The sequence below is a fragment of the Streptomyces sp. NPDC033270 genome, from assembly GCF_055576575.1.
The window spans coordinates 138,492-152,757 of record NZ_JBVIRA010000008.1 but is presented as its reverse complement, the minus strand read 5'-3'; the positions used below and the strand labels follow the sequence as shown (position 1 = coordinate 152,757).

Annotated in this window: 10 protein-coding genes and 1 tRNA gene; 3 read left to right on the top strand and 8 right to left on the bottom strand. The window is 71.6% G+C overall.

From position 1 onward, the window contains the following. Nucleotides 1-22: 22 nt before the first annotated feature. The 7 genes from ACZ5XZ_RS14580 to ACZ5XZ_RS14550 all read right to left on the bottom strand — a co-directional run bounded on the left by ACZ5XZ_RS14580 (nucleotide 23) and on the right by ACZ5XZ_RS14550 (nucleotide 9,663). Nucleotides 23-754 (bottom strand): DUF8010 domain-containing protein, encoded by a 732-nt coding sequence (locus tag ACZ5XZ_RS14580; RefSeq protein WP_468977721.1) that lies wholly within the window; start codon nucleotides 752-754, stop codon nucleotides 23-25. Next, nucleotides 751-1,185 carry an acyl-CoA thioesterase gene (locus tag ACZ5XZ_RS14575; protein ID WP_468977718.1) on the bottom strand — a complete coding sequence of 145 codons (435 nt, stop codon included), beginning with the start codon at nucleotides 1,183-1,185 and terminating at the stop codon, nucleotides 751-753. Before ACZ5XZ_RS14575 ends, ACZ5XZ_RS14580 begins: the two co-directional genes overlap by 4 nt. A gap of 5 nt (nucleotides 1,186-1,190) precedes the next feature. Further along, nucleotides 1,191-2,855 carry an energy-dependent translational throttle protein EttA gene (ettA, locus tag ACZ5XZ_RS14570; protein WP_468977716.1) on the bottom strand — a complete coding sequence of 555 codons (1,665 nt, stop codon included), beginning with the start codon at nucleotides 2,853-2,855 and terminating at the stop codon, nucleotides 1,191-1,193. Nucleotides 2,856-3,084: 229 nt separating this feature from the next. Further along, a complete protein-coding gene (locus ACZ5XZ_RS14565; RefSeq protein ID WP_468977714.1) occupies nucleotides 3,085-4,479 on the bottom strand; it encodes an LAETG motif-containing sortase-dependent surface protein in 1,395 nt (464 codons plus the stop codon). Between the two features lie 233 nt (nucleotides 4,480-4,712). After that, on the bottom strand, nucleotides 4,713-5,345 hold the full coding sequence (locus ACZ5XZ_RS14560; RefSeq protein ID WP_468977712.1) for a single-stranded DNA-binding protein: 633 nt from the start codon (nucleotides 5,343-5,345) through the stop codon (nucleotides 4,713-4,715). 143 nt (nucleotides 5,346-5,488) lie between these two features. Continuing rightward, on the bottom strand, nucleotides 5,489-7,570 hold the full coding sequence (locus ACZ5XZ_RS14555; RefSeq protein ID WP_468977709.1) for a GTPase: 2,082 nt from the start codon (nucleotides 7,568-7,570) through the stop codon (nucleotides 5,489-5,491). A gap of 245 nt (nucleotides 7,571-7,815) precedes the next feature. Beyond that, nucleotides 7,816-9,663 carry a dynamin family protein gene (locus ACZ5XZ_RS14550; RefSeq protein ID WP_468977866.1) on the bottom strand — a complete coding sequence of 616 codons (1,848 nt, stop codon included), beginning with the start codon at nucleotides 9,661-9,663 and terminating at the stop codon, nucleotides 7,816-7,818. Nucleotides 9,664-9,973: 310 nt separating this feature from the next. On the opposite strand from ACZ5XZ_RS14550, the gene ACZ5XZ_RS14545 reads away from it, so the two are divergent. After that, nucleotides 9,974-10,046 (top strand) — tRNA-Arg (locus ACZ5XZ_RS14545). Nucleotides 10,047-10,546: 500 nt separating this feature from the next. Beyond that, nucleotides 10,547-11,470, top strand: a complete 924-nt coding sequence (locus ACZ5XZ_RS14540) for a hypothetical protein (protein WP_468977708.1) — start codon at nucleotides 10,547-10,549, stop codon at nucleotides 11,468-11,470. On the opposite strand, the gene ACZ5XZ_RS14535 is transcribed toward ACZ5XZ_RS14540, so the two are convergent. After that, on the bottom strand, nucleotides 11,407-12,003 hold the full coding sequence (locus tag ACZ5XZ_RS14535) for a hypothetical protein (RefSeq protein WP_468977706.1): 597 nt from the start codon (nucleotides 12,001-12,003) through the stop codon (nucleotides 11,407-11,409). The two genes, ACZ5XZ_RS14540 and ACZ5XZ_RS14535, sit on opposite strands and share 64 nt — an antisense overlap. Nucleotides 12,004-12,129: 126 nt before the next feature. Here ACZ5XZ_RS14535 and ACZ5XZ_RS14530 point away from each other — a divergent pair, with 126 nt between their 5' ends. Beyond that, on the top strand, nucleotides 12,130-14,238 hold the full coding sequence (locus ACZ5XZ_RS14530; RefSeq protein ID WP_468977703.1) for a tetratricopeptide repeat protein: 2,109 nt from the start codon (nucleotides 12,130-12,132) through the stop codon (nucleotides 14,236-14,238). The last annotated feature ends 28 nt before the right edge of the window (nucleotides 14,239-14,266 follow it).

The following is a 14,266-nucleotide window of genomic DNA, read 5'->3' as shown; positions in this document are numbered from 1 at the left end:
GGGGCGGACGGCCCCCGCCCCCTCAGACCGGCGTGACCGTGAGCCCCGACAGGCCCGTGAGCCCGGCCGGTCCCCCGGTCCGTACGGCGATCGATCCGTACGGGGTGCTCAGCCGCAGCCAGCCGCCCGCGGAGAGCAGGCTCAGCGGCGGGGCTGCGGGCCGCTCGTGCTGGGCGCCGGCGGTGGTGGGGCCGCCGGCCAGCGCCCCGGTCCGCACCGGTCGCAGAAAGCCCAGCGACTGGGCGGCATGCGCGGCACGCAGCGGGAGGTGGGTGTCGCCGAGGGTGCGCGACCAGATCTCCCGGCCGATGCGGTCGCGTTCGGCGCGGGTGCGGTGCTGCGGCGGCAGCGCCTCGTCACGGGCCCGGAACTCGGCGACCGCGGCGGCCACCGCGCGCACCAGCGCCTCGGGCGCCGGCAGTCCCGGCACCCGCTGCCAGCCGCCGCGCGGCGGCAGCAGCCCGGTCCACGGCGGACCCGTGACGGCGGCGGGCACGGTCAGCGTCCCCGCCGACTCCTCGATGCCTTCGAGGAGTTCACCGGCCGAGACGGTGGTGTCCAGGTCGACGTCCCCGGCGAGCCGGGCGGTACGGATCGCCAGCACCTCGAAGGACGGCGGGCGGCCGAAGACGGCCAGCACCCCGCCGCCGGCCTGGAGCCGTACCGCCGCGGCGCGGTCGTAGTGGATCAGCCGGGCGAGGAAGGCGGCGAGGTCCGCCGCCTCCCCGGCATCGGCCAGATGCAGCGCCGTCATACCGCGACGGTTCCCTCCTGACGCGACGCGTCGTCCAGATACTCCTTGAGGATGGCCTTCTCCTCCGCGCTGAGGCGCCGCGGACGGCCCTCGGCGAAGTCGAACGGGACGACGACGGTCGCGGCCCGCGCATAGAGCGCGTCCTCGTCCTTGACCTCGTAGCCGACCGTCAGCGACGCGGCGCTGAGCCTCGTCACCCACAACTCGACGGTCACCGGGTGGTGCCGGTGCACCAGCGGCCGCAGATAGTCGATCTCGTGCCGGGCGACGACCGAACCGCCCTTGAACGACGGGCTGCCGCCCCCCGGCGCCAGCCGGCGCATGAAGTCGATCCGCGCCTCTTCGAGGTAGCGGACGAAGACCACGTTGTTGACGTGGCCGAACGCGTCCATGTCCGACCAGCGCAGGGGGCAGGAGTAGAGGTGACGCACGACGGTCAGCCCCGGGTGAGCTTCTTGTACGTGGCGCGGTGCGGGCGGGCGGCGTCCGCGCCGAGCCGCTCGATCTTGTTCTTCTCGTACGACTCGAAGTTGCCCTCGAACCAGAACCACTTGGAGTCGCCCTCGTACGCCAGGATGTGGGTGGCGACGCGGTCGAGGAACCAGCGGTCGTGGGAGACGACCACGGCGCAGCCCGGGAACTCCAGCAGCGCGTTCTCCAGCGAGGACAGGGTCTCGACATCGAGGTCGTTGGTCGGCTCGTCGAGGAGGAGCAGGTTGCCGCCCTGCTTGAGGGTGAGCGCCAGGTTCAGGCGGTTGCGCTCACCACCGGAGAGCACCCCGGCCGGCTTCTGCTGGTCCGGGCCCTTGAAGCCGAACGCGGAGACATACGCCCGCGAGGGCATCTCGACGTGGCCGACGTTGATGTAGTCCAGCTCGTCGGAGACCACGGCCCACAGGGTCTTCTTGGGGTCGATGTTCTCGCGGCTCTGGTCGACGTAGGAGATCTTGACGGTCTCGCCGACCTTGATGTCACCGGAGTCCGCGGTCTCCAGACCCTGCAGCATCTTGAACAGCGTGGTCTTGCCCGCGCCGTTCGGGCCGATGATGCCGACGATGCCGTTGCGGGGCAGCGTGAAGCTCAGGTCGTCGATCAGGACCTTCTCGCCGAAGGCCTTGTTGAGCTTCTCGACCTCGACGACGACGTTGCCCAGACGCGGGCCCGGCGGGATCTGGATCTCCTCGAAGTCCAGCTTCCGCATCTTGTCGGCCTCGGCGGCCATCTCCTCGTAACGCGCCAGACGCGCCTTGGACTTGGCCTGCCGCCCCTTGGCGTTGGAGCGGACCCAGTCGAGCTCTTCCTTCAGGCGCTTGGCACGCTTGGCGTCCTTCTGGCCCTCGACCTTCAGACGGGTCTGCTTGGTCTCCAGGTACTTGGAGTAGTTGCCCTCGTAGCCGTGGGCGCGGCCGCGGTCGAGCTCCAGGATCCAGCCGGCGACGTTGTCGAGGAAGTACCGGTCGTGGGTGACGGCGACGACGGTGCCGGGGTACTTGGCCAGGTGCTGCTCCAGCCACTGCACGGACTCGGCGTCCAGGTGGTTGGTGGGCTCGTCGAGCAGCAGCAGGTCGGGGGCCTCCAGCAGCAGCTTGCACAGCGCGACCCGGCGGCGCTCACCACCGGAGAGGTTGGTGACCGCCCAGTCGCCGGGCGGGCAGCCCAGCGCGTCCATGGCCTGCTCCAGCTGGGTGTCCAGGTCCCACGCATTGGCGTGGTCGAGGTCCTCCTGGAGCTTGCCCATCTCCTCCATCAGCGCGTCGGAGTAGTCGGTCGCCATCAGCTCGGCGACCTCGTTGAAGCGGTGCAGCTTGCCCATGATCTCGGCGGCGCCGTCCTGGACGTTCTGCAGCACGGTCTTGGACTCGTCCAGCGGCGGCTCCTGCAGGAGCATGCCCACGGTGTAGCCGGGGGAGAGGAAGGCGTCACCGTTCGACGGCTGCTCAAGACCGGCCATGATCTTCAGCACCGTGGACTTACCGGCGCCGTTGGGACCCACGACACCGATCTTCGCGCCCGGCAGGAAGCTCAGCGTCACGTCATCAAGGATGACCTTGTCGCCGTGCGCCTTGCGCGCCTTGCGCATCGTGTAGATGTACTCAGCCAAGAGAAACCGTCCGGCAGATTGGATCGAAAAGGGTTTGTGAGCGGCACCGCCCGGGGCCTTCGTAGGACAGGGCCGAGGGAGGGCAGATACACCCCATCTTGCCGTACGTCCATCCCTGGAAGGAAACGGGTGCCATCGGGTGGACGCCCGTGGCCCCGGAGCCGTACAACGCTCCGGGGCCACGGGATGTTCCTCGACCACCGCCCGGTCACCGGACGGTCGCCGATTGTTACTGGGCGGGCGTGCCGGTCTTCTTCTTACGGAGGAAGAACACCGCGGCGCCGCCGACCACGACCAGGACGGCCGCGATGCCCGCGATCATCGGCGTGGCATTGCTGGAGCCGGTCTCGGCGAGGTCGCCGTGGCCGCCACCGGTGCTGCCGCCGACCGAGGCCGGGCTGGGCTGCGGGGAGGGCTTGCCGCCGCCGCTACCGGCGGTCTTGCAGTCCAGGACACCGGTGAAGGTCTTCTTGAAGCCGCCCGCACCCTTGATCGTGATCTCGTACGGCTGGTCCTCGGCCACCGGGACGGTCACGGTCTGCGACTTGCCCGGGGCGACCTCGTACTGCTTGCCGGACAGCTGGAAGCCGAACGCCTCGTCGCCCTTGTTGGTCGCCGTGACGTCCACGCCGCCCTTGGCGCAGTTCTTCTCGGCGGTGATCGCCGGGATGGCGCCCTGCTTCTTCCAGGAGACCGTGGCGGCCGCGGAGACCGTGGACTCGCTGGAGCCGGCCAGGATCTGGGTCTGGCTCTTGGCGTGCTCACCGATGCCGGTGAAGGCACGGCCGACCGGGACCTTGGTGGCGGCCTGCGCGGTCAGCGAGGTGCTGCCGTCCGCGGCGCCCTTGGGCACGTCGAAGAAGAGCTGGGTGCCGTCGGTGGCGCTGGTGACCGGCTTGCCGTCCTTGCCCACGACCTTGACGCCGGCCGGCACGTCGGCGGCCGGGGAGATCGTGACGCTGTCGGCGTTGGTGCGCACGGTGACCGGGCCGAGCTTGCTGCCGGACTTGCCGGACACGGCCGGCGGGTCCAGCGTCAGCGAGGCCTTGGGCTCGGCGACGTTCTGCGCGTTCTTCTCCAGGAAGTCGGCGAGCTTCTCGGCCGCCGGGTCGACCGCGTCCACCTTGGCGTGGTCGGAGAAGCGCCAGATCGCGACCTGGGTGCCGGCCGCGGCGGTCTTCTCGGTGAGATTCCCGGCACCGGCCTTGGCGGCGAGCGCGGCCAGGTCGTTCACCTGCGGGTAGGAGTTCTGCAGGATCCAGCGGATCTTGCCGGCGTCCCCGTTGTTGTGCAGCGACGAGGCGCTCCAGGGCACTTCCTGGTACTTCGCCTGCTGCTGCGTCGGGTTGTGGATGTCGATGCAGTACGTCTGGAGGGTGCCGCCGTTGTCGACCGACATCTCGAAGAGGCCGGCGCCGACGCGCTGGTCCCCGCCCTCGTTGTGCACGACCGCCTGGTCGAAGGTCTTCAGACCACCGAGCGTGGCGGTGGCACCCCCATGCACGGGGGTCGTCTCGTCCGCCGCGGCAGTGCCCGCGGTGGCTATCGCACCGGCCGCGACCAGGCCCGAGGCCACGACCGCGGCGGCAAGGCGGGCTGCGCCCCGCCCCTTCATGGAAAGCATGAATTTCCCCTCTGGGCGAGGCGGTCGAGTGGGGAAGATGCCTCGCCGAAAAGATCCCAAAGAACTCAGCAGCCGAACGTCAGCCCCCGTGAGCCCCCGTGAGTACGTGTCGGATCTTATGGAGCGGGCGCATCAGGGTCCCCACTAATGGCATCTCATAAGCGATCCGAATCGCAATCGTTACCGACATCAAGCACCCTGACCTGGCATTATCGACAAATCCCTGATCACTTTCAGGGTACTGACGCCGTCTGTGGCGAATTGCCCGCATCCCGGGGAACCGATGCGGCGCCGACGGGCAACGGGGTTTCCTGCGGGTGTCGTTGGCGCGGGACCGGAGGGCGCGGCTTCGGCTGCGGCTGCGCCTGCTCAGGTGACTTGGGCCGCGGGTGCGGCTGCTCAGGTGACTCGGACGGCGGGTGCGGCTGCGCCTGCTCGTCCGGCTGCGGTGGTGGTGTGCTCCGCGGCACGAGGTCCCCTCCCGTGCGCCCCGCGCGCGGAACTCTGCGGAACGCCGCGGTGCCGCGCGAGAGATCGTGACCGATCGCCACGGCGTCGACCTCGGCCGAGAACCAGCGCTGCCCGCCCCGCTCGGCGGACTGCTCCCCTTCGCGCAGCCGCAACCGTCCCTGGACCACGAGCGGTTCGCCCACCGCCACCGACGCGGCGACGTTGTCCGCCAGCGCGCGCCACGACCGGACCGTGTAGAAACTCGTCTCCCCGTCCGCCCAGCGCTCCTGCGCCTTGTCCCACCGCCGGGACGTCGCCGCCAGCCGGAACCTCGCCACCGTCACGCCCGCCGTCGTCTGCCGGTGCTCCACCGCCGTCGCGGCGTTGCCCACCAGCGTCACCATCGTGTCGTTCACGGAACACGCCTCCCCCGCGTCCTGCGCGCTCGCCCTGTGCCGCGTGCGCTGCGTTGCTCTCATGCTGCACGGATCCGGCGCGGCCCGCGGCGGCCTGTGGACGGGCGGCCGAGTGTGGACAACTCGGCCACCCGTAAGGGGGGTCAGGCGCCCGACGCCACCGCGTACTGCTCGCGCACCTCCCGATAGCGCAGCAGCTCGGCGGCGACCGGCTCCAGCACCCGGGCCCGCCCGCACCCGGCCGCCGCACCGCGCAGCCGCCGCTCGGCGTCCTGCCCGTAACGCCTGGCGGGGCCGCGCGCCACCACCTTGCACAGCCACAGCAGGGCCGGTCCGCCCACCGAACCGATGACCGCGAGCAGCAGCCCGAAGAGCCAGGCCGTCGCGCCGACCACACCGGTGAGCGCACCCAACAGCCACAACACCCCGACGACTTGGAGTGCGGACAGCATCCCCTGCAACGTGGCGGCCACCGTCCACCAGCGCGGCTTCACCACCGGCCCGGCCCGCAGCGCCCCCTCGGCGTCGGCGGCCACCTTGTCCAGCGCCTCCGGCAGGCCGTACGCGCCCCGTTCCGCGGCCTCGCGGACCGCCTGCGCCCACGGCGCCGGCAACCCGTGCGCCGCCTCACCGGCAACGGCCCGTACGGCCTGCTCCACCACGGGCCGCGCCGCCGCCCGGCCGTCCCCCGCCGCATCACCGGCCGCCCCGAGGCCGACCACCGCCCTGGGGGCCCGGCTCCTTCCCCGCCGGCCCCGCATCCGCGCCCACGGCGACCCGCACGCGCGCTCCGCGTGACGCAGCCAATCGCGTTCCGCCGCCCGCCCGGTGGCCACCGCCCCCACCGCCTCGGCCACCCGGTCGTCGAACTCCTCCCGGGCCCGCTCCGTCAGCCCGACCTGGCTGCGCGCCACGTACACCGACCGCAACCGCTCGGCCGCCGCATCGACATCGGCCGCCAGCCGCCGGTCCGCCGCCCCCCGTTCCGCGACGAACTGCGCGAGCGCCTCCCGTAGTTCCCCCACGCCCTGGCCGGTCGCGGCGGACAGGGTGAGCACCGCCGCCCCGGGCTCCCCGTGCTCGCCGAGCGCGAGTCCGTCCTCGTCCAGCAGCCGGCGCAGGTCGTCCACCACCTGGTCCGCGGCGTCCCCCGGCAGCCGGTCCACCTGGTTGAGGACGACGAACATCACCTCGGCGTAGCCCGCCAGCGGCCGCAGATACCGCTCGTGCAGCACCGCGTCCGCGTACTTCTCCGGGTCCACCACCCAGATCACCGCGTCCACCAGCTCCAGCATCCGGTCCACCTGGGCACGGTGCTCGGTGGCCGAGGAGTCGTGGTCGGGCAGATCGATCAGGATGAGTCCGCCCAGCCCGGCGCTGCCGTCCGCGGGGGTGTGCCGACGGTGCGCGGGCACGCCCAGCCGGTGCAGCAGGCCCTCCGCGCCCGGCCCGCCGCCCGGCCACACGCAGGCCACCGGGTCGGCGGTCGTCGGCCGCCGTGGGCCGACCTGCGAACGGTGCGCTCCGGCCAGCGCGTTGAACAGTGACGACTTGCCGCTGCCGGTGGCCCCGGCGATGGCGACGACGGTGTGCTCACCGGACAGCCGATACCGCTCGTCGGCCACCTCCAGCACCCGGCCCGCCGCCTCCAGCGTCCGCCCGTCCAGCCGCGTCCGCGACAACGCGATCAACTCCCGCAACGCCTCCAGCCGCCCCCGCAACCCGCCCCCGGCGGCCCGCGGCCCCCCGTCGGCGACCCAGCGGTAGCCGCCCCCGCCCTCCCCGGGCGAAGGGCCCCACGATCCGTCGCACGACGCGTCATGCGACGCCGACTCGGCGCATGCTCCGGCGCCCGAACCGGCGTGCGCGCCGACGTATGACGGCATACGCGCCCCGGCGAGCGAAGCCCCACGCGAGGCGGTACGAACGCCGCCTGACCCGACGCCCCCATCGATGCGCGAGCCGGCGGGCGAACCCGTGCCGTGCCCGCCGCGTGCATCGACGGACGAGGTGGTGCGCGAGAGCGCGCGGGACCCGACGCGCGACCCGGCCCGCGGCGCGCCACACGATGCGGCGCCCGATACGCCATCCGATGCGTCCTGCGCCTCGACGCATGACTCACCACCCACTTCCGCACCCCCTGCCACACCACCCGGTGCGGGCCCGTCGGCCGACGGCTCCGCCCCGGCCTCGTCCCCGCCCCGCCGCACACCCGGCCTGGGCACTCCCACCTCCCGCACCCGCCGCGCGATCAACCCGTCATCCCACGCCCGCCCCTCTGCTCTCCCCGCCGGCCCCACCCCACCAGCCTCCTCACCTCTCACATCCTCCCCTCGCGCACCCTCTCCGTCCGCCCTCACCGCACCCGCCCGCTCCCCCGTCTCCTCCTCCCCGGTCCCGTCCCTGCCGCTCTCCTGTTCCCCGGCCGCCCGGCCGATCCCCGCTCCCGGCCCCGTCACCGTCGATCCGCTCACCCCGACACCTCCTCCTTCGCCATCTGAAGCCCCAGCCCGCCCCCGGGCACCGCACCCACCGCCATCTCCTCCCGCTCCCGCCGCTGCTCCGGCTCCCCCCGCTTCCTCGTCCCCCTCTGCCGCTCCCGCTGCAATACGGACACCGCGGCGATCAGCTCGGCCTGCTGTTCCGGCGGGACGGTGAGCCGGTCCAGCGGCGCCAGCCGCCGCTCGCGCTCACCGTCCAGCGCACGCTCCAGATAGGTGGTCAGCAGCCGCCCGCCCCGCTCGCAGAGCCGTAGCGCGGCCTGCGCTCCCAACAGGTCGGCGAGGTTCTCGCCCGCCGTACGGGCGCGCCGCCCGCCGAGCAGCTCGGCGGCCAGCAGGGCTGCCGATTCCTCCGGCTCCACCGAGCCGACCCGGTCGCCGGCCTGGCCGCCGCGCGCCTCACGGGTCTCCTCCTCGGCCAGCTCCTCCAGGCACCGCCGCCAGCGACGGACGATCACCCCCAGGCGCCCGGCCGCACCCGCCGCGCCCGCGGCGGCCGTCAGCGAGACCTCCGCCGCCGCGGGATCGCGCCGCCAGGCGTCCGCGGCCCGCTCGTCGGCCTCCTCGACGGCGCAGGTCAGCAGCGAGGCGAGCCCATGGGTCAGCGCGTCGAGCAGCTCGTCCGGCCGGCCGCCGAGCCCGTGGTCACGCCAGTGGGCACGGGCGTCCCCGGCCAGCACCTCCCCGGCCGCGATCTCCCGCCGTACCCGCATCGCGGCCCGCTCGTACGCCTCCTCGACCCGTCCGGTCAGCCTCAGCGCCGCGGCGTGCTGAGCGGCGGCGGCCCCGGCCAGCGCGGGCAACCGGCTGCCCAGCGAGGTGATCACGCCGGCGGCGGTACGTTCCGCGGCGGCGACGCGGGCCACGGGGTCCTGGGCGTGCCGCTCCAGCCACTCCCGCAGCGCCGCGACGGCCGTGGCCGGCAGCAGTCCGCTCCCGCCGCCCGCCGACTCGGGCAGCTCGGGAATGGTGAAGCGCGGCACCTGGCCGAGCCCGGCGCGCTGCAGGAGTTCGGCGTACCGCCCGGAGATGTCGGTGGCGATCTGATGCGGCACCCGGTCCAGCACGGTCACCAGCGTGACGTCGTACTCCTTGGCCGTACGCAGCAGATGCCAGGGCACCGCGTCCGCGTAACGGGCGGCCGTGGTGACCAGCACCCACACATCCGCCGCACAGATCAGCTCGGCGGCCAGCTCCCGGTTGCGCGCGACCAGCGAATCGATGTCGGGCGCGTCCAGCAGCGCCACTCCGCTGGGCACCGCCGCATCCGCCTCGATCCGCACCGTCAGCGCCCCGGCCTCCCCCGCCGCTCCCCGCCCTCCCCCCTTCCCCTTCTCTTCTTCCTCCCCCGTCCCGCCATACCCCCCATACACACCCGCCGCCCCGGCCCCCTCCCTCTCGTACTCCACCCCCCTCTCGTACTCCCCCTCACCGCCGTCGTCCTGCTCGGGCACCCACACCCGGGTGAGCTGCGGCAGCACCCGCGGCCCGGCGAACCAGTGGACGTCGTCCGGATGGCAGACCAGCACCGGCGTACGGGTCGTCGGACGCAGCACTCCGGCCTCCGAGACCCGTCGCCCCACCAGCGAATTCACCAGCGTGGACTTGCCCGCCCCGGTCGATCCCCCGATCACCGCGAGCAGCGGGGCCTGAGGAGCGTGCAAGCGGGGAATCACATAGTCGTCGAGCTGGGCGAGCAGCTCGTCCCGGTTTCGCCGGGCACGGGCCGCGCCCCTGAGTGGCAGCGGAAAGCGTGCGGCATCGACGCGGTCGCGCAGAACGGACAGTGCGTCGATCAGCCGGGGTCGTACGTCCAAGGTCGCCACATGTGCAGAATGCCCAATTTCGTTGGGTTTTTGAAGCGTATACCCCCTCGTGCGCGCCGCAAGAACCCCCACAGAACGGGACGAGTGACGCATGGGACGATCGCGACAAGCGAGACGCAGGCATAACGAGTGCACAACACCCGACGCACGAGACGCCAAAAGCGGTGCAGGATTCGTACCTGCCTGCGATTATCGGGACCGCTTCACCGAACCTCCACAACGTGCCACGGAGGTGAAGCAACCGGGACGAGGCACCCGGACCTCTATCCTTGTCCGCGGTCCGTGATCCACGCCCACACCGGCCCCCGTAGCTCAGTGGATAGAGCAGGTGCCTTCTAAGCACTTGGCCGCAGGTTCGAGTCCTGCCGGGGGCGCTCCGCAAGACCCTCCTCTTGGGAGGGTCTTTTTGCTGTTCAGAGGGTGTTTGGTGGCTTCGGCGGGCCGTCGGACGCCGGGGCGGACGAGGCGGATCCGGTCGGCTGGAGCCGGTCCGGGGCGGGTTTCGGCGGCTGTTCTTCCCGAAAACCTCCCGAAACTTCGCCGTGCCCGGCGGCATGAAGCGCCCGGCTTCCGAGGACCGAGCCGGCCCGGTGCAGTCGCAGCGCTCGCGGGCGTCGCCGGTGTCACCGCCAAGAGCGCCGCCGCGGCAGAGCCCAGCCGGCCAGCAGCGAGCCGGAGAGCCCGGGAGCCGGAGTGATGCCGCCGGCCGCGCCTGGCCAGGGTGATCGCGGAGTGCGGCGGGCGCAGTCAACAGGAGGTGACAAGTGGGGCCGTCCGATCCCCCGGTGATACGCGTGCCGGGAGCCGGGAGCCGACGTTCGGGCTGTCAGCGGACTGGCTGCTGGCGGATGGCAAACCGTTCGTGGACGGGCTCGTGCTGTCGCATCCGGAACAGTTGGAGCGGTTGCGCCGCGCATGCCCTGGAGCGGAGAAGGCAGCCGTACTCGCCGGGGACCCCTGTTTCGACCGCATGCTGGCCGCCCGCCCCTACCGGGAGCGGTTCCGGCGCGCTCTGGGGCTGCGCCGCGGACAGCGACTCGTCGTGCTGAACTCCACCTGGAACCCGGAAGGCCCCTTCGGGAACGGCGGTGACCAAGACGTCCTGCCCAGCTTGTTGCCTCGGCTCGCGGCCGAGCTGCCGGCCGACGAGTACCGCCTCGCAGCCGTACTGCACCCGAACATCTGGTACGGGCACGGCCCGGGCCAGATCCGCGTGTGGCTGGACCGAGCCCGCCGCAGTGGGCTGACCCTGATCGATCCTGTGCACGCCTGGCGCCAGGCCCTCCTGGCCGCAGACGTCGTCCTGGGAGATTTCGGGGCGGTCACCTACTACGCCGCGACACTGGGCTGCCCCGTCCTACTGGCGGCCGCCGGGGAGGAACGGCTGGACCCTGACGCACCGCTCACGGCGTTCGTCCGAGACGCTCCGCGGCTCAACCCGCAGGGTCCGTTGCGCGAACAGCTCGAAGAACTGCTGGCACGACACCGACCGCTCGCCGGGCCTGCCGAGTTCACCACCTCGGCCCCCGGAGCTTCGGCGAAACTGCTGCGGCGTCACTTCTACACGCTGATGGACCTCCCACCCGAGCCCGCGGATCCCGCGCTGCTGGAGCCGCTGCCCTTGCCGCGGTACGGCCCCCCACTGCGTACCCATCCGCTGGATGTCCGTACCCGTGTTCGCGGTATCGCCGCCGCAGAGGCCCGGAACAACAGCTCCCGAGAAGTACTGGCCCCTCACGCAGGCTCCTCGCCGCCCGGCGACCGGGGCTCCCCGCTTCCTACGCCCCCCCCCGGCTGATTTTGTGGCCCGGGTGAGCGGGGGATCAAAAGGTCTGCGGAGCCTGCGACTTCAGCCAGCACACGTGCCAGGTCGGCCAACGCCTGCCGGGAGACACGAAGCTGCTCCCGGAGCTCGGCTTCGTGTTCCCACCCCTGCTCATGCGTCCGAGGGGCTACGCCGGCCGGTCTGGCTGCCTCATGTTCGGCGAGAGCGGGGTGCCAGCGTGTCAGAAGGGGACGTACGACCGCGTTGAGGACTGTCACTGCCAGCGAGCCGAAGGTGATCTCGCCTTGCCGGCTTCGGGGTGCGACGTCCGGACCGTAGCGGCGCAGGATTTCGCGTGTGGTGTTGAAGAGCGTGTAGTGCGAGGAGAGCGCTTCGCGCAGGATGCCTTCTGCCGGACCGAGTTCGATCACGCTCACGCGTGTGATCAACTCGACGTACAGCTCCCAGGCCGCTTTCCGTTCGGCGTCATCCGGGCGCCACGTGCCGCTGATCTCTCCGACGAACGGCACCGTGAACTTGACGGCCACCTCCGCCGGTCGGCCCACGCCTTTCCTCCTCGGCACGCATTCCCCCCACGTCACGTCGCCCCCCAGCCTGGCCCGCCACGATACTGGACCGGATCATCGGTCCGGCAGACTGCCTTTGGACCAACGTAACGAGAAGGGAATGGGATGGATCGGCAGACGGGCGAGGAGGACTGGGACGTCTTCATCAGCTACAGCCGTTCCGACGCCGACCTGCTGGAGCCCCTGGTCCCCGCTCTGCGTCGCCGTGGACTGCGGGTGTTCGTGGATGACACCTCAGTCGAGGATTTCGCCGGCATCACCGCCACCATCTCCCATGCCCTGGCCAGGTCGAAGGCGCTCCTCGCGCTGTATTCGCAGGAGTACCCGCGCCGCCGTGCCTGCCAGTGGGAATTGACCTACGCATTCCTGGCCGGGCAGCGTGAGGGAGATCCCCGGCGCCGCATCCTGGTGATCAACCCCGAGCAATCCGCCGACCATGTGCACCCGCTGGAATTGCGCGATGCGCGACACTGGCCCGGTGTCAGGGGCGAAGCCGCCGCGAATCTGCTGGCCGATCGTGTCACGTCCTATGTCGGGAATTTGAGGGGCCCGTTGGGCGGCGCCCCGGGTCCGGCGAGCCTGAGATGGCTACCCGCTCCGATACCGTCCGGATCCCGCCGCTTCACGGGTCGGCTGGCCGAACAGTGGCATCTCCACACGGCACTGCACCGCCACCGTGCCCCGCTGGTCTCCCAGGCAGGCCATGGGAGAACCACGGTCGTCCGGGGAATGCCGGGCATCGGGAAGTCGCTGCTGGCGCAGGAGTACGCGCTGCAGTTCGCGCCTTCGTTCCCCGGCGGTATCTACTGGTTCGACCTGCACGACGTCGGCTCCGACGCGCCCGACCGCGCGCTGGAAAGCTACTTCCGTCAGGTGCGCACCGTGGCCTCGGCGCTCGGCATCGAAGCGCATGCGCGCTCCTTGCCCGCGCTGCTCAGTCATCTGGCCGTCGCACTGGGAGAGCGCGACCAGCCCTGCCTGTGGGTACTCGACGGCGTCCCCGACGGCCTGTCCCGAGAACAACTGGCCCTGCTGCACGGCCCCCACGTGGTCACCGCCACTCTGCTCACCACCCGGTCCCGCCACTACGGCTCCTCCGCCGAGGCCCTCGACCTGGGCCCCCTGCCCGACGCCGATGCCTACGAACTCCTCACCTCGCGCCGCCGTCCGACGGACCCAGCGGAGCGTCTGGTCGCCGATGAGGTCCTTCGTGACCTCGGTGGCCATCCCCTGGCGCTTGACCTTGTCGCCGAGCGAATGCTCCACGAGGATCTGTCGCGCCTGCGGCGGCTGCTGCACAGCAACAGCACCGATGTCCTGCTGCGCTGGGAACGTGCTTCTTCCCCTCAGCGGCCGACCGTGCGAGCGCCGCTGTCCTCCACGCTGCTGCCGCGCAGCATCAAGGCACGTACTGCCGCCAACGACATCCTGCGGGTACTCGCCCTCGTGCACCCCGCCACTCTCGGTGAAGGCCCGCTGGAGCAGACCCTGGCACTGGTCGACGGCCTTCGCCCAGCAGAAGCGGCTCATCGCGTGGCCGAGGGGGCCAACACCCTGATCGGTGAGGGCATCGTCCGCCCCTCGTCCCCTGACACCCGCGCCTGGAGCGTTCACCCCCTCGTCGCACGAGCTGTCCGCCGTCACGACGAGGACGTGGCCAGACAGGAGGACCTGCGCCAGGCACTGCTGCACACTCTGGTGCAATCGTGGCCGGCTCCTATCCTGGAGAACCGAAACACTCCGACGAGGGCACAGGAGTACCCCGTGCGTTCCCAGTCGCCGACTTCTTCCCACGATGTGGAGCGGGCAGTCGCCTTTGACCTGCAGGTCGAACTTGCCCTGCGGGTCGGAGTGCAGCCCTTGGCCGAGGGCCAGGGCTCACTCAGGGAAGCCCTCGCCTCGCTCCACTCCCTGTTCACCACGGCACGGGACGGCCTCCACCGCCTCGGCGCCAACGCCTCCACCTCGCGCCTCCCACAGCTGGTGGCCGGTCTCGTCAACGACCAGTTGCGCCCATTTCTCAGCACCTGGCACCCGGCGTTGGAGATTCACGAAGCCGCGCGGCCGGACACCACGAGCGTCATCGCACACGAACGCAGCTGGGAGCATGCGGCCGACATGCGCAATGCCCTGTCCGCCCTGCGGGAGCCCCTCATCAACATCACCGCCGCGCTGGGAGAACTCTCGGGAGCCGACCTGCTCGGCGCCGAGTGAACGCGAGCGGCCGGGTTCCGCAACCGAT

Bases quoted from the DNA above. Each gene is read 5' to 3' on its own strand.
- ACZ5XZ_RS14580 (WP_468977721.1), bottom strand. From the start codon at position 754: ATGACGGCGCTGCATCTGGCCGATGCCGGGGAGGCGGCGGACCTCGCC.
- ACZ5XZ_RS14565 (WP_468977714.1), bottom strand. From the start codon at position 4,479: ATGCTTTCCATGAAGGGGCGGGGCGCAGCCCGCCTTGCCGCCGCGGTC.
- ACZ5XZ_RS14530 (WP_468977703.1), top strand. From the start codon at position 12,130: ATGGATCGGCAGACGGGCGAGGAGGACTGGGACGTCTTCATCAGCTAC.